At 67.0% G+C, this 15,504-nt stretch carries 16 protein-coding genes; 8 read left to right on the top strand and 8 right to left on the bottom strand.

Going from position 1 to position 15,504, the window contains the following annotated elements; translation table 11 throughout:
* Nucleotides 1–43: 43 nt before the first annotated feature.
* From QOD90_RS06825 to QOD90_RS06795, 7 genes are all read right to left on the bottom strand, one after another.
* Nucleotides 44–940: a 3-methyladenine DNA glycosylase gene (locus QOD90_RS06825; protein WP_526347955.1), complete on the bottom strand. Its 897-nt coding sequence runs from the start codon at nt 938–940 to the stop codon at nt 44–46.
* On the bottom strand, nt 933–1,982 hold the full coding sequence (locus QOD90_RS06820; protein WP_526347953.1) for a CBS domain-containing protein: 1,050 nt from the start codon (nt 1,980–1,982) through the stop codon (nt 933–935). The genes QOD90_RS06825 and QOD90_RS06820 overlap by 8 nt, the downstream gene beginning before the upstream one ends.
* Nucleotides 1,975–3,333 (bottom strand): CNNM domain-containing protein, encoded by a 1,359-nt coding sequence (locus QOD90_RS06815; protein WP_526347951.1) that lies wholly within the window; start codon nt 3,331–3,333, stop codon nt 1,975–1,977. The genes QOD90_RS06820 and QOD90_RS06815 overlap by 8 nt, the downstream gene beginning before the upstream one ends.
* A gap of 185 nt (nt 3,334–3,518) precedes the next feature.
* Nucleotides 3,519–4,958, bottom strand: a complete 1,440-nt coding sequence (locus tag QOD90_RS06810) for a GuaB1 family IMP dehydrogenase-related protein (RefSeq protein WP_526347949.1) — start codon at nt 4,956–4,958, stop codon at nt 3,519–3,521.
* Nucleotides 4,955–6,409 (bottom strand): NADP-dependent phosphogluconate dehydrogenase, encoded by a 1,455-nt coding sequence (gnd, locus tag QOD90_RS06805; RefSeq protein WP_526347947.1) that lies wholly within the window; start codon nt 6,407–6,409, stop codon nt 4,955–4,957. Before gnd ends, QOD90_RS06810 begins: the two co-directional genes overlap by 4 nt.
* Before the next feature lie 50 nt (nt 6,410–6,459).
* Nucleotides 6,460–7,398, bottom strand: coding sequence for a M56 family metallopeptidase (locus tag QOD90_RS06800; protein WP_526347945.1), 939 nt, complete (start codon nt 7,396–7,398; stop codon nt 6,460–6,462).
* A gap of 14 nt (nt 7,399–7,412) precedes the next feature.
* Nucleotides 7,413–7,829 (bottom strand): BlaI/MecI/CopY family transcriptional regulator, encoded by a 417-nt coding sequence (locus tag QOD90_RS06795; protein WP_526347943.1) that lies wholly within the window; start codon nt 7,827–7,829, stop codon nt 7,413–7,415.
* Between the two features lie 236 nt (nt 7,830–8,065).
* On the opposite strand from QOD90_RS06795, the gene QOD90_RS06790 reads away from it, so the two are divergent.
* From QOD90_RS06790 to QOD90_RS06755, 8 genes are all read left to right on the top strand, one after another.
* On the top strand, nt 8,066–8,902 hold the full coding sequence (locus QOD90_RS06790; RefSeq protein ID WP_526347941.1) for an iron reductase: 837 nt from the start codon (nt 8,066–8,068) through the stop codon (nt 8,900–8,902).
* 132 nt (nt 8,903–9,034) lie between these two features.
* The gene (locus QOD90_RS06785) at nt 9,035–9,433 is read left to right on the top strand and encodes a PaaI family thioesterase (RefSeq protein ID WP_526347939.1); all 399 of its coding nucleotides are present in this window, start codon (nt 9,035–9,037) and stop codon (nt 9,431–9,433) included.
* Nucleotides 9,434–9,493: 60 nt separating this feature from the next.
* Nucleotides 9,494–9,796 carry an urease subunit gamma gene (locus tag QOD90_RS06780; protein ID WP_526347937.1) on the top strand — a complete coding sequence of 101 codons (303 nt, stop codon included), beginning with the start codon at nt 9,494–9,496 and terminating at the stop codon, nt 9,794–9,796.
* A gap of 7 nt (nt 9,797–9,803) precedes the next feature.
* Nucleotides 9,804–10,118, top strand: a complete 315-nt coding sequence (locus tag QOD90_RS06775) for an urease subunit beta (RefSeq protein WP_526347935.1) — start codon at nt 9,804–9,806, stop codon at nt 10,116–10,118.
* A gap of 28 nt (nt 10,119–10,146) precedes the next feature.
* Nucleotides 10,147–11,868: an urease subunit alpha gene (locus tag QOD90_RS06770; RefSeq protein ID WP_526347933.1), complete on the top strand. Its 1,722-nt coding sequence runs from the start codon at nt 10,147–10,149 to the stop codon at nt 11,866–11,868.
* Between the two features lie 8 nt (nt 11,869–11,876).
* The gene (locus QOD90_RS06765; RefSeq protein ID WP_526348010.1) at nt 11,877–12,512 is read left to right on the top strand and encodes an urease accessory protein UreF; all 636 of its coding nucleotides are present in this window, start codon (nt 11,877–11,879) and stop codon (nt 12,510–12,512) included.
* Between the two features lie 10 nt (nt 12,513–12,522).
* The gene (ureG, locus tag QOD90_RS06760; protein ID WP_526347931.1) at nt 12,523–13,197 is read left to right on the top strand and encodes an urease accessory protein UreG; all 675 of its coding nucleotides are present in this window, start codon (nt 12,523–12,525) and stop codon (nt 13,195–13,197) included.
* A 14-nt stretch (nt 13,198–13,211) separates the two neighbouring features.
* Nucleotides 13,212–13,838 (top strand): urease accessory protein UreD, encoded by a 627-nt coding sequence (locus QOD90_RS06755; RefSeq protein WP_526347929.1) that lies wholly within the window; start codon nt 13,212–13,214, stop codon nt 13,836–13,838.
* Between the two features lie 56 nt (nt 13,839–13,894).
* Here QOD90_RS06755 and ndh read toward each other — a convergent pair whose 3' ends face one another.
* Nucleotides 13,895–15,280, bottom strand: coding sequence for a type II NADH:quinone oxidoreductase Ndh (gene ndh / locus QOD90_RS06750; RefSeq protein WP_526347927.1), 1,386 nt, complete (start codon nt 15,278–15,280; stop codon nt 13,895–13,897).
* Nucleotides 15,281–15,504: the final 224 nt, after the last annotated feature.

The following is a 15,504-nucleotide window of genomic DNA, read 5'->3' as shown; positions in this document are numbered from 1 at the left end:
GTGGGTAACAGTGGCCCGATTGGGCTGTCGGTGGCGCTGCGCCTCACTCGCGGCGATCGGCCACCGTCGCGAGCAACTCGTCACACCGGCTCAGCAGTGCCGCCCGCAGTGGAGCGGCGCGATCGGCGATGTCGCGTTGACATCGCACGTACTCGGTACGGCCCGCGGCGTCCTCGATGGGGATCGGCGCGATCCCGTAGGCGGCCAGGTCGTACGGGCTGGCCCGCATGTCCAGGGCCCGCGCCTGCGCAGCCAGGTCCAGGCAGTCCATCAGCAACTCCGAGGCCACCAGCGGGCCGAGCTTGTAACACCACTTGTACAGGTCCATGTTGGCGTGAACACAGCCCGGCTGCTCGGTGTCGACCTGTCGCTGGCGGCTCAACGCCTCGGCGTTGAGTGGCACGGCGGCCCCGGTGAAGAAGCGGTATGCGTCGAAGTGGCTGCACCGCAATGCCGTTGACTCGACCACTGCGTCGGTGCCTGCCGCGCCGAGGCGCAGCGGAACCTGGTCGTGCCGCACGTCCGAGGTGCGATAGACCATCGCCCATTCGTGGAGGCCGAAGCAGTTGAGCCGGACCGGCCGATTCCCCGTGGCGCGCAACAACTCTGCGATGAAGGTGACGGTGTCGATTCGGGTCCGCAGGTGCGCCTCGGTCACGGTGACGGTAGAACCGCTCTTTGCGTAGCCGGCCCGGTCGAGGAAGCGAACTGCCGAGACACCGTCCAGTGCCACGCCGAAACCGGGATGCCAGCGGCGCAACTGTCGCGGACGCAGGCTGTAGTAGCTGAACAAGAAGTCCCACACCGGATGCGCCTCGCCGCGTTCGGCGCGCGCACGGTGCGGCCCTAGGAAGACCTCCGCCCGCTCGACGTGCCTTGATTCGCGCTCGGTCCAGTCGAATTCGCCGAGTACCACGTGTTCGAGGAGTGCCTCAGACACGGTGCGTACCGTCGCGCACCGTCCCCACCAGATCCTCGACGAGGTCTTCGAGTGTCACGACGGCCGTAACCCGGTCGTCGGTGGTGACGAGCGCAAGGTGGCTGTTGTCGCGTCGCATGCGGGACAACGCGTCGGGCAGCGGCAAGGTCTCTGACATTTGCGGCAGCGCTCGCACCAACGACGGGTCGACGACCGCATCGGGATCGTCCACCAGCGACAGCACGTCCTTGATGTGCACGTACCCGGTGTATCGGCCAGCCCGGTCGACGACTGGAAAGCGGCTATAGCCGGTCTCGGCGAGCGCCTGTTGGATGGCTGCGACGGTCGGCCCCGAGCCGTCGTCGGCGGCAGGAACCGTGTGAATGTCGTGGACGGGCACGGAAACGTCGGCGACCACCCGGTTGCGAATCTCCAGCGCCCGCGACAGGCGGTTGTGTTCCTCGGGATCAAGCAGCCCCTCCGACAGCGAGTCGGCGATCATCTCCGACAGTTCGATCATGGACACGGTGTTCTCGAGCTCGTTCTTGGCTTCTACGCCAAACGCGCGCAGTGTCAATTTCGCGCACCAGTCGTAGAACGCGATGAACGGTCGCGCGATCCGGATCCAGACCAGGTACGGCGGGACCAAGAGCATCGCGGCCGATTCGGGACCAGCGATGGCGATGTTCTTCGGCACCATTTCACCGAGCAGCACGTGCAGCACCACGACGATCGTGAGGGCCACGACGAACGACACGGTGTGCAGGACGGCGTCGGGCACACCCAATAGGTCGAAGGGTGTCTCCAGTAGATGGGCCACGGCGGGTTCGCCGACGCGGCCGAGCAGGATCGAACACACCGTGATGCCAAGCTGCGCGCCCGCCAGCATCAGCGACAGGTTCTGCCCGGCCTGGATGACGGCCACTGCGCTCTTCTTGCCCTGCTCGGCGAGCGCCTCCAACCGGTCGCGACGCGCGGAGATCAGCGCGAACTCCGCCGCGACGAAGAAGGCGTTGGCGGCGAGCAGCAGCACGGTGAGCAGTACACCCAATAGGTCACCCATGAGCGGACTCCTCGTCGGGGCCGAGCTTGACCAGCTTGATCAGGTCGATGCGACGGCCGTCCATGCGCTCGACGGTCGCGAGCCAATGCACCGGGCGGTCCAACGCAGTGTCGGGGTCGAACTCGCTCAACGTCACGGACTCTCCCTCGACGGGGATGTGCCCGAGCACCTGCAACACCAGGCCGCCGATGGTTTCGTACTCGCCCTCGGGGGCCCGGAACGGGGTCTCCGTGTCGACCTCGTCGATGCGCAGCAGACCCGACACCTGCCAGCCGTTGCGCATCTCGACCACGTCGGGAGTGGCGTCGTCGTGCTCGTCGCGCACGTCGCCGACGATCTCCTCGATCAGGTCCTCGACGGTTACCATGCCTGCGGTTCCGCCGTATTCGTCGACCACGAGCGCAGTCTGCAGGCCGTTCGCCCGAATCTGCGTCATCACGGCGTCGCCGTCGAGGGTGGACGGCACGGTGGACACGGGCTGCACCAGCGTGGCCAGCCTGGTGTGCGACCGGTCCGCTCGCGGCACCTCGAAGACCTGTTTGACGTGCACGATGCCCAACGTCTCGTCGAGATCACCCGCGACGATCGGAAAACGGGAGAAGCCGGTCTCCATTGCCTTGGCGATGAGGTCGGTGACGGTGTCGTCGGACTTCAGGGCCTCGATCTTCGAGCGGGGGGTCATCAGCTCTTCGGCGGTGCGGGTGCCGAATCGCAGTGACCGATCGACGAGGGTGGCAGTCGCGAGATCGAGCGAACCTGCGCGGGCGGACGTGCGCACCAGCGACACGAGTTCCTGCGGCGACCGCGCGGAGCGCAGTTCCTCGGCCGGCTCGATGCCCACTCGACGGAGGATCCAGTTGGCGGTGCCGTTGGTCGTCTTGATGAGGGGGGTGGTAATCATCGAGAACAGCAACTGCGGTCCGGAGACGACGCGCGCGGTCGCCAACGGTTTTGCGATGGCAAGGTACTGGGCCACCAGCTCGCCGAACACCATCGACACCGAGGTGGCGATCAGCAGAGCGAAGGCAAGCGCGATGCCGTCGGCAAAGTTCTTGGTGAGCGACAGTGCCGAGAAGGCGGGATGGAAGAGTTGCGCGAGCAGCGGCTCGGCGAGGTACCCGGTGAACAGCGTCGTTATCGAGATGCCCACCTGGGCGCCCGACAGCTGGAACGACAGCGTTCGATGTGCGCGCTGCACCAATTTGTCGCGGCGGGATCCGGTGCGGGCGTTGGCGTCGACCGTGCTGCGTTCCAACGCGGTCAGAGAGAACTCCGCCGCCACGAAGAGTGCCGTGCCTGCGGTGAGGACGACGAAACCGAGCAGGGCGAGCAGGGTGAAGGTGAGGCTCATCGGAGCCAGCCACGGTGGGCGCCGGGCACCGGGCCCGGCTCCCTACTGGAGGGTTCGGCGTCGGATGGCTCCGAGGAGGCCCGTTCAGGTTCTGGGGCCTCGGCGGGTGCCTGCGGCACGATTTCCCCTTCGATCGGCGACGAGACAGCCCAATCGTAGCCGAGTCGACCCACCACTCAGGCCGGTCACCAGCCAGACGGCAGCGGGTGCCCTTCGGCGAAGCCCGCGGCGGACTGCACCCCGAGAACGACCTTGTCGTGCAATTCCGGCAACGTCGCCGCCCCAACGTAGGTGCAGGTACTGCGCACGCCGGAGGTGATGTGGTCGAGAAGGTCCTCGACACCACCGCGGGTCGGATCGAGGCCCATCCTCGACGTCGAGATGCCCTCTTCGAACAGTGCCTTGCGCGCGCGGTCGAACTGGCTGTCGCCTGCGGTCCTGGCTGCCACCGCCCGCTTGGACGCCATGCCGTAACTCTCCTTGTACAGCCGATCTTCCCGGTCGTACAGCAGATCGCCCGGCGACTCGTACGTCCCAGCGAACCAGGAGCCGATCATCACGTTGGAAGCGCCTGCGGCGAGCGCGAGCGCCACGTCCCGCGGATGCCGTACACCCCCGTCCGCCCAGACGTGACCGCCCAATTGCCTTGCTGCTGCCGCGCATTCGACCACCGCGGAGAACTGCGGGCGTCCAACTCCGGTCATCATCCGGGTGGTGCACATGGCGCCGGGGCCGACGCCCACCTTGACGATCGACGCGCCGGCGCTGATCAGGTCGCGCGTCCCCTCGGCCGACACCACGTTGCCCGCGGCCAGTGGCAGACCAAGGTCCAGTGACGACACGGTCTTGATGGCATCGAGCATCTTTACTTGGTGACCGTGCGCGGTGTCGATGACCAGCAAGTCGGCCCCCGCTTCGGCCAGCTCCTTCGCCTTGGCGGCGACGTCACCGTTGATGCCAATCGCAGCCGCAATCCGTAGCCGACCCGCGTCGTCCACGGCAGGTGTGTAGATGCCGGCGCGGATGGCGCCGGTCCGCGTCAGCACCCCGGCCAGGCGTCCGTCGGGTCCGGTCATCACGGCCACCCCGACCGGGCTGTGCTCGAGGCGATCGAACACGGCCCGCGGATCGGTGCCCACCCCCGCGGTGACGAAGTCGGAGGTCGCGACGTCGCGAACCCGCGCGAAGCGGTCGACGCCCTGGCACGACGCGTCGGTGACCAATCCGACCGGCCTGCCGTCCACATCGATCACCACCGCCACACCGTGCGCGCGCTTGTGAATGAGGGCGGTGGCGTCGGACACCGAATCGTCCGGCGACAGGGTGACGGGAGTGTCGACCACCAGATCGCGACTCTTCACGAACTCGACCATCTCGCGTACCGCGGAGGCCGGAAGGTCTTGGGGCAGAACGACGATTCCACCCCGTCGCGCCACCGTCTCGGCCATTCGCCGGCCGGCGACCGCCGTCATGTTGGCGACGACCACGGGGATCGTGGTGCCTGACCCGTCGACGGTGGAGAGGTCGACGTCGAACCGGGACGTGAGGTCGGAACGCCCCGGAACGACGAAGACGTCGTTGTAGGTCAGGTCGTAGGGCGGGTTGTGCCCGTCAAGGAATCTCACGCAGGCGACTCGGTCCGATCGCCGCTCCACTGCGTGTGGAACTTCTTGCTGGGATCTTCGTCGATGCGCCCATAGGTATGCGCGCCGAAGAAGTCCCGCAAACCCTGGGTGAGTGCGGCGGGGAGGCGCTCGGTGCGCAGCGCGTCATAGTAGGACAGCGCCGAGGAGAAGCCGGGGATCGGGATGCCCAGCTCGGTGGCGGTCACCACGACCCGCCGCCAGCTGTCGATGGCAGCCTCGATGGCCTCGCGGAAGTACGGCGCCACGATGAGGGTGGCCAATTCGGGCTCGTCGTCGAAGGCTTCCTTGATCCGGTTGAGGAACTTGGCCCTGATGATGCAGCCACCGCGCCAGATGGTGGCCATGTCACCGGGCGTGATGCCCCAGTCGTACTCCTTGCTGCCCGCCTGAATCTGGTTGAAGCCCTGGGCATACGCAACGATCTTCGAGGCGTACAACGCCTTGCTGACGTCGTCGGTGAACTTCTCGGCGTCTGTCGGCTTGGAGCCGAGGGCACCGGACGCCAGACCCGTGGTGGCCTTGCGCTGGGTGACCGAGCCCGACAGCGCGCGGGCGAACACGGCTTCGGCGATGCCGGTCACCGGCACTCCGAGGTCGAGGGCGGACTTGACCGTCCAGCGGCCGGTGCCCTTCTGCTCGGCCTCGTCGAGGATGACGTCGACCAGCGGCTTGCCCGTCTTGGCGTCGACCTGCTTGAGCACCTCGGCGGTGATCTCGATCAGGTAGCTGTCCAGGTCGCCCTTGTTCCACTCGCCGAAGACCTCGGCGATCTCGGCGGCCGTCTTGCCAAGGCCGTCGCGCAGGAGTTGGTACGCCTCGCCGATCAGCTGCATGTCGGAGTACTCGATGCCGTTGTGCACCATCTTGACGAAGTGGCCGGAGCCGTCGGGCCCGATGTGCGTGCAGCAGGGCACACCGTCGACGTGGGCGGAGATCTCCTCGAGCAGCGGCCCGAGTGACTTGTAGGACTCGACGGGGCCGCCCGGCATGATCGACGGACCGTTGAGCGCACCCTCCTCGCCACCGGAGATGCCGGCACCGACGAAATGCAGACCGCGCTCCCTGATCGCCTTCTCGCGGCGGATGGTGTCGGTGTAGAGGGAGTTGCCGCCATCGATGATGATGTCGCCTTCCTCCATCGCGTCGGCGAGCTCGTTGATCACGGCGTCGGTGGGATCGCCCGCCTTCACCATGATCAGCACCCGCCGCGGCTTCTCAAGTGCGGCAAGGAATTCCGGAATGGTTTCACTTCGCACGAACTTGCCCTCGGACCCGTGCGCTTCGAGCAACGCATCGGTCTTGGCTACCGACCGATTGTGCAGCGCGACGGTGTAACCGTGGTGGGCGAAGTTGCGGGCGATGTTGGACCCCATCACGGCCAGGCCGGTGACACCGATCTGAGCCGTTGCGTTGGTTTCGGGCGAGCTCACAGGCAGCCTTTCGTTGTTTGCTTGTCGCACAGGTCTTCTGAAAGCTGAATCTACGCGGTTATCAGCCGCTGCAGCTCGGTGAGCCAGGGCACCGCGAGCGCGATGGTGGGCACGACGAGCACGGCCGCTGCGGTGACGTATGCCGCGACCGCGAGAGGAACGCTGTTGGGCTTGCCGCCGAGGCGACGCACCCGCGTGATGGTGTGGGGACCGCCCGCGGCGAGCGCGCCGGACGGTGCGCGACCGGCTGCGCACGCGACCAGTGCCCGGGCCAGGGGAGTGGGGCCTGCCGTCCGCACCGCGGCGTCGTCCGCCAGCAGTTCGATGAGCAGGCGCACCGCGTCGAGCGCGTTCGCGCTACGGACGAAGCGGGGGAAGGCGGCGTGCACAGCCGTGAACATCTCGAGCACCAGGTCGTGCCTGGCTCGCAGGTGCGCGTGCTCATGGCTGAGGATCGCCCTCAGCTCGGTGTCCGACAGCGTGCTCAGCGTTCCTTCACTGACCACCACGCGGCTACGCACGCCCGGCAGGCAGTAGGCCAACGGCTGCGCCACGTCGAGGATGCGGAGTCCGCTCGACCGCCGCACGGAAGGGTCGTGCGACCTGCCGAGGAGGTCGACGAGCATGCGGTGGTGGGCCCTTCGCCTGCGAGTGGCGATTGCCACCTGGACGATGGCCACCACCAAGCGGGCGCCGATCAGCAGGGTGAGCGCGAAGACGACGACGTAGAGCAGCCACAGCGGCCAGCCGAGCGCCTTGATCTCACTGGTCACCGTCGCGGTGGGTCGACCGTCCGGACCTGGCACGAAGAGCCTGCTGGCGATGGCGATGCCGGCACTGAACGCGGAGAGCACGGCGGCCAGCGCGACCGACTGCCACAGCACGATGGCAGCCCGCGGAGCGCGCAACGGCCACGACGCCCTGGCCACCAATGCGGGCACCGGTCCAATGAGGAGCAGCGCGACTATGGAGAAGGCCAGCGCGGACACACTGCAAGTGTCCCTCAGGCAGTGCCCGGATTGCTAGCGGACGAGGCAGAACCGTCCTTCGCCTCCAACTCGGCAAGGGCTCGACGCAGCGCCGCGGCCTCGCCGGCGCCCACCCGTTCGACGAAGTGAACGAGCGCAGCCTCTCTGCTGCCGGAGTCCGATACCTGGTCAAGTGCGTCGACCATGAGGCCGGCGACTAGTTCGTCGCGGCCGTGGGTCGGTGCGTAGCGGTGCGCTCTGTCATCGCGGTGCTGTACGACGAGGTTCTTCTTCGCCAAGCGCTGCAGCACCGTCATGATGGTGGTGTAGGCCAGGTCTCGTCGCGCCGCCAGTGCTTCGTGCACCTGTCGGACTGTTTGGGGTTCGCGCGAGGACCACAGGTGGTCCATCACTTCGCGTTCGAGTTCCCCGAGCCGCGTCTGTTTGGCCATGTTTCGTTCACACTCCTGAGCAATGGATTCAGGGTACTACGGGCTTACTACCGTGTGTCGTATCCGTTGTCGGGGTGCAACGTCGCCGCACCGCCGAACGTTCCGCAGGATGGCCGTTACATGCGTCCTGACCAGCCAAAGTGGCACTTCTCACGCCGTTGTGAGTCCAGTCACAAGAAGTTTCCCTGCCCGTTAGCCTCACTATAGTAAGGCTAACCTAACTGCAGGAGGTGCCCATGACTGTCGTGATCGACGACCCATTGATCGCACGGATGTCGACCAGCCAGCCTTTGCCGATTCACGAGTCCAGCCAGCGGCTCCGCGAGCTGTACCCCGAGTGCCCGCGCGTCTACGGCGTGGCCGTCATGAGCGATTTGTCCCGCCGCCGCTGGTGGCCACTGACCGACGTGCTCACCACCGACCGACTGCGTGGGATGTTCGACGCCGCCGCAACCGAGACGGAGAACCGCGTGGCCGTGGCGCAACAGCTGGCGGCGACGTTCGCACACGTAGTCATCGGGCGCGTCGTGCCGCTGTTGGTCCTCGAGGGGAGGGCCTGGGACACCGGGCTCGAGAACCTGTGGGTGCACGTGGACTCCGAGGGCGCCATCGACTGGGTCGGCGTCGTCGACCCCACCCTGCGCGCCCTGCCCGACGACGTCGAGTTCGGGGAGAAGTCGCGCTGCAGGGATCGCATCGTCGCGCTGCCGAACGAAGCCGCCCTGACGACGTGGGTGGCGCATCGCAGTCATCGCTCGCTGGAGCCACTGTTCGCCAAGCTGGTCGAGGTCAGTCGTGGCGCGATTTCGTCGGCCGCGATGTGGCACGTCGTCGGCACCGCCGTGGTCAGCGCCGCTACCCGGGTTCCGCTGCTTGCCGTTTGCAGCGAGCTGACCAGCATGCGCCGCGGCCAGGCCGTGCTCGACGCGTTGGTCGGTTTCGGGGCCCCAGTACGCGGGTCAGCCGGACTTGCGGCGGCAAGGCCTTGCAAAATTAGGGCAGCCTTGCCTATTCTTGTGCAGGAGCAAGACGATCTAGCTCCGTCGAACCACCGGACCGCCAGGGAATACTGAGGGCTGCAGACATCCCCGGTCCACTCGAGGGCGGGCCCCGTACACATCGTGTACGGGGCCCGCCCGTTTTTGCGGGGGTTGATTCTTCGGACGTGTTCCCGTGCGTGTAGACACTTCGATGTGACGACTTGGATGCCCAACAGCGTGAACGGCGGATTCGACGACGAGATCGGCCTCACCTACCTGGACGTGACGCCTGACGGCGCGAAGGCGCAACTGACCATCACCGACAAGCTGCTGCAGCCACACGGCATCGTGCACGGCGGCGTTTACTGCGCGATCGTCGAGAGCGTGGCCAGTCACTCGGCGGCCGTGTGGCTGGACTCCAAGGGAAACGGAAGCAACGTGGTCGGGGTGAACAACAACACCGACTTCCTGCGGGCCATCACCGCGGGCATGGTCACCGCGGTCTCCACGCCGATCCATCGCGGTAGACGCCAACAGATCTGGCTCATCGAGATCACGGACACGAACGACAAGATGGTTGCCCGCGGACAGGTGCGGCTGCAGAACCTGCCGAACGAGGCCTGAGCGCAGGCGCATTCACACGTGCGCTGCTGACTTACGCTCGCCGTGGCAGGATCGCGATCTATGCGCTTGTCACCGCACGAGCAGGACCGCCTGCTCCTCTCGTACGCGGCCGAACTCGCCCGACGCCGACAGGCGCGCGGGCTACGGCTGAACCACCCCGAGGCGGTCGCGTTGATCACCGACCATCTCCTCGAGGGCGCCCGCGACGGTCGTACGGTCGCCGAGCTGATGAACAGCGGGCGCGAAGTGCTCGGGCGAGACGACGTCATGGAGGGCGTACCCGAGATGCTCTACGACGTCCAGGTAGAGGCCACGTTCCCCGACGGCACCAAGCTCGTCACCGTCCACCACCCGATTCAGTGATGTGCCGATGATTCCTGGAGAGATCGTGTTCGGCGACGGCGACATCCTCATCAACGAGGGTGCCGAAAGGCTCGAACTCAACATCGTCAATGCCGGTGATCGGCCCGTCCAGGTCGGCAGCCACGTGCATCTGCCGCAGGCGAACGCCGCGCTGGAGTTCGATCGCGTGGCGGCCCACGGCCACCGTCTCGACATCCCCGCCGGCACTGCGGTGCGCTTCGAACCTGGTATCACTCAACATGTTTCGCTCGTTCCGCTGACCGGCACCCGCGAGGTCCACGGGCTGTCGCTGAACCCACCCGGAAAGTTGGACCACTTCTGATGAGCGCTTGCGCGAAGAACGGCAATTCATGAGCGAGCTTTCCCGGTCGCGCTACGCGGCGCTCTTCGGCCCCACCACGGGCGACCGGATCCGGCTCGCCGACACCGATCTGTTCATCGAGATCACCGAGGACCGCAGCGGCGGTCCTGGGCGGGCCGGCGACGAAGCCGTGTTCGGCGGCGGCAAGGTACTGCGCGAGTCCATGGGCCAGTCCCGGGCGACCCGTGCCGACGGCGCGCCCGACACCATCATCACGGGTGTGGTGATCATCGACCACTGGGGAATCATCAAGGCCGACGTCGGTATTCGCGACGGCCGGATCACCGCGATCGGCAAGGCAGGCAACCCCGACATCATGTCGGGCGTGCACCCTGACCTGGTGGTGGGTCCGTCCACCGAGATCATCGCAGGCAACGGCCGCATCCTCACCGCGGGCGCGATCGACTGTCACGTCCACCTGATCTGTCCGCAGATCATGGAGGAGGCCCTCGGCGGCGGCATCACCACGATCGTCGCGGGTGGCACCGGACCCGCAGAAGGCAGCAAGGCCACCACGGTGACGCCGGGCGCGTGGCACCTCGCGCGGATGCTCGAGGCACTCGACCACTGGCCGCTGAACGTGGTGCTGCTCGGCAAGGGCAACACCGTCAGCGCAGAAGCCATGTGGGAGCAATTGCGGGCGGGTGCAGCAGGATTCAAACTGCACGAGGACTGGGGCACGACGCCCGCCGCCATCGACGCCTGTCTGACGGTCGCCGACATCGCGGGGGTGCAGGTCAACTTGCACTCGGACACGCTCAACGAGGCGGGCTTCGTCGAGGACACCCTGGCCGCCATCAACGGCCGCGCCATCCACGCGTACCACACCGAGGGCGCAGGCGGCGGGCACGCACCGGACATCATCACCGTGGTGTCCCGTCCCAACGTGCTGCCCAGTTCCACCAACCCGACGCGCCCGCACACCATCAACACCCTCGACGAGCACCTCGACATGCTGATGGTGTGCCACCACCTCAACCCAAGCGTCCCAGAGGATCTCGCGTTCGCCGAGAGTCGGATCAGGCCGTCGACCATCGCCGCCGAGGACCTGCTGCACGACATCGGCGCCATCTCGATGATCGGCAGCGACGCACAGGCGATGGGACGCATCGGCGAAGTGGTGCTTCGCACCTGGCAGACGGCGCACGTGATGAAGAAGCGGCGCGGCGCGCTGGAGGGCGACGGGGCGGCTGACAACAACCGGGTTCGTCGCTACGTCGCGAAGTACACGATCTGCCCGGCGATCGCCCACGGCATCGACCACGAGATCGGTTCCGTCGAGGTCGGCAAGCTCGCCGATCTGGTGCTGTGGGAGCCGGCCTTCTTCGGCGTGCGCCCGCATGCCGTGATCAAGGGAGGAATGATTGCGTGGGCGGCGATGGGGGATGCGAACGCGTCGATCCCGACACCGCAGCCCGTCCTGCCGCGGCCGATGTTCGGTGCTGCGCCCGCCGCAGCGGCAGCGACGTCGGTGCACTTCGTCGCGCCGCAAGCCATCGAGGACGGTCTCGCCGACCGACTCGCGGTGAACCGCCGGCTCGTCGCCGTCGGCGACGTTCGCAAGGTGGGCAAGGCCGACATGCCGCTCAACGACGCGCTTCCGAGCATCCAGGTCGACCCCGACACGTTCACCGTGACCATCGACGGGGACGTCTGGGCCGAGCAGCCCGCGACCGAGTTGCCCATGGCACAGAGATATTTCCTCTTCTAGTGTCGAACTTGGCTTCGCTTTCCACGCTGCTGGGCTTATCCGACTCCCGGCTACCGACCGGCGGCCACGTCCATTCCGGTGGCGTCGAGGAGGCCGTCACCAGTGGCCTGGTGGCAGACCTGCCGACGCTGAGGGCATTTCTGCGCCGCCGCATCCGCACCAGCGGCCTCGTCACCGCATCGGTGGCCGCCGCCGTCCACGCGGGCACCCTCAGCCTCACCGAGGCCAATCACGAAACCGATGCGCGCACACCGGCTCCCGCTGCCCGCAGTGCATCGCGAGCACAGGGGAGAGGCCTGGTCCGGCTGGCCCGCAAGGTATGGCCGGACCGCGACTGGGACACCGTCGGCGTCAAGCCACACCTTGGTGTCGCGGCCGGTGCCGTCGGCGAGGCCAGCGGACTGATGCCGGAGCAGACGGCCATCTCGGTCGTGTACACGACGATGACGGGGTCGGCCACCGCCGCCCAACGCCTCTTGGCACTCGACCCCGGCGACGTCGCCGCTCTGACGTTCGAACTGTCCGCCTTGTGCGACCAGACCGCGGCCGAGGCCGCCAAGGAGCTGGCCGACCTGTCCGATCCACTGCTCGACGTGCTCGCTCAACGTCACGCCGAACGCGACCGACCCCTGTTCGTTTCCTGAAAGGTCAACCATGCCACCGCATCTCCTCGACGGCGAGCCGCACAGCCACACCGAACGACCCCGCCGCGTCCGCCACGCCGGCGAACCCCTGCGCATCGGCATCGGGGGACCCGTCGGCTCGGGCAAGACCGCACTGGTCGCCGCGCTGTGCAGGCAGCTGCGCGACGAGCTTTCACTGGCGGTGCTGACCAATGACATCTACACCACTGAAGACGCCGACTTCCTGCGCCGCAACGCCGTGCTACCCGACGAGCGCATCGCCGCCGTGCAGACCGGCGGCTGCCCGCATACCGCAATCCGCGACGACATCACCGCCAACCTGGATGCGATCGACGACCTGATCGCCGGCAACGCGAAGCTGGACCTGATTCTCGTCGAGTCCGGTGGCGACAACCTCACGGCGACGTTCTCCTCGGGCCTGGTCGACGCCCAGATCTTCGTCATCGACGTGGCGGGTGGCGACAAGGTGCCCCGCAAGGGTGGCCCTGGCGTGACGTTCTCGGACCTGTTGGTGATCAACAAGACCGACCTGGCCCCGATGGTCGGCGCCGACCTCGACGTGATGCGCCGCGATGCCGCAATGGTCCGCGGCGACCGCCCGTACGTGCTGATCTCACTAACCGATGATCCTGGGGCGTCGCTGGTACTGGACTGGGTGCACCAACAGCTGCGCGTGCCGGTGTAAGGGCAAGCGCCACAATGCTCTCCGACGTTCTGATCGTTGCGTCGCCCGACCGCGCCCCGCGCATCGAGTGTGCGGGCGGGGTGGCGGGCCGCCGCACCGACACCGACACCGTGCATCTGGTCTCGGCGGCGGCGACACCGCTTGGCGGGGACACCATCCGGGTGCGGGTAGTGGTCGAACCCGGCGCCGTACTCCGATTGCGCAGCGCCGCCGCGACGATGGCGATGCCGGGAACCGTCACCATGGAATCCAGGGCCAGCTGGGATCTCGAGGTGGAGGGCCAGCTCGACCTCGACCCACAGCCGACGATCGTTGCGGGCGCGGCGCGGCATCTGACGTCCACCCGGCTGACCGTTGGCGGCCGGGGCAGCGTGCGACTACGCGAGCGCGTGCAGATCGGTAGATCTGGCGAGCAGCAGGGCTTCTGGTCGGGATCGGTGCACGCCGACGTCAATGGCACACCGCTACTGCGGCATCGCGTCGAACTGGGCACCGGCTCGCTGACCGACGACGAACTCGGGACCCCGCTGGCCTGCGTCAGCGAATTGCGTTACCCGCAAACCGAATTCGACGCCGCAGGAACCATCTTGGAGCTGGCTTCCGGCGGCTGTCTGGCGACGTGGCAAGGCGACCGGTTGTAACCCCGGGTCGCTTCGCTCCAGCCCGCCGTAAGCGGGGGGACCCCCAGCGCCGTACGCTAACTCGCCGCCTTCTCCGTTTCGCGCACCGACGCCGCGATGTCCTCGAGTTGCTCGAGGCGCGTTCTCGCGTAGGCCTGCTGCTCGGTGATGGTCAGCTGACCGCGCTCGCGGCTGAGGAACGTCACCGCCCACGACAGCAGCGTGGCGACCTTGGTCTTGAACCCGACCAGGTAGATCAGGTGCAGGCCGAGCCAGGCCAACCACGCGATGAAACCGCCGAACTCGAGCTTGCCGATCTGGGCGACGGCGTTGTACTTCGACACCGTGGCCATCGAGCCCTTGTCGAAGTAACTGAACGGTTCACGAGGCTTGGGGACGGTGCCGTGCTCGCGCGCCTTGGACTCGTTCTGGATGATCTTCGAGACGTACTTGGCGCCCTGTATGGCACCCTGCGCCATGCCTGGCACACCGTCGACGAACGCCATGTCGCCGACCACGAAGACGTTGGGGTGACCTGGGATCGACAGGTCGGGCAGCACCTTGACCCGCCCAGCCCGGTCGATTTCGGTTTCGGACTGCTCGGCCAGGTCCCGGCCCAACGGGCTCGCCGACACACCGGCCGACCACACCTTGCATGCAGATTCGATGCGCCGGATGGTGCCGTCGGCGTCCTTGACCGTGATGCCGTTGCGGTCGACGTCAGTGACCATGGCGTTGAGTTGGACCTCGACGCCCATCTTCTCCAACCGCTCCTGCGCCTTGAGGCCTAACTTCTTGCCCATCGGCGGCAGTACGGCGGGCGCCGCGTCGAGCAGAATGACGTGCGCCTCGGTGGGGTCGATGTGGCGGAAGCTGCCCTTGAGCGTCTGGTCGGCCAACTCCTGGATCTGCCCGGCCATCTCGACACCCGTTGGACCTGCGCCGACGACGACGAAGGTCAGCAGCTTCGCGCGGCGCACCGGGTCACTGGAGCGCTCGGCCTGCTCGAACGCACCGAGGATGCGGCCGCGGAGTTCGAGCGCGTCGTCGATCGACTTCATGCCCGGCGCGAACTCGGCGAAGTGATCGTTGCCGAAGTAGGACTGTCCCGCGCCCGCGGCGATGATCAGGCTGTCGTACGGCGTCTTGTAGTCGTGCCCGAGCAGCTCCGAGGTGACGGTCTTGTTGGCCAGGTCGATGTGGGTGACGTCGCCGAGCAGCACCTGCGCGTTCTCCTGCTTGCGCAGGATGAGCCGGGTTGGCGGCGCGATCTCGCCCTCGGAGATGATGCCGGTGGCCACCTGGTACAGCAGCGGCTGGAACAGGTGATGCGTCGTGCGGGCGATCAGCTTGATGTCCACGTCGGTTCTCTTGAGCTTCTGAGCAGCGTTGAGACCGCCGAACCCAGAACCGATGATGACGACCTTATGCCGATCCGATGCCGTAGCTCCGGGGTGGCTCATTGCTGCTCCTCGCGTGCGAAAACCTACTCAGTACAACCGCTAGGTTAGTCGGCACGCTTCCAGGCAGCGCGGTGAGATCAACCACCACACCCAGTGTTCACTTGCCGAGCAGCGGTTTCAGCAGCTCCGCAACCGCCGTGGCGGGGCCCGGGTGGTACCCGTTCAGGTTGGTGACGGGACTGAGGATGACGCCGTCGACGCCGACGTCGAACACCTTGGTCTTG

This window comes from Mycobacterium sp. (genome assembly GCF_032161845.1).
Classification (GTDB): Bacteria; Actinomycetota; Actinomycetes; order Mycobacteriales; family Mycobacteriaceae; genus Mycobacterium.
This window is presented reverse-complemented; position numbering and strand designations above follow the sequence as displayed.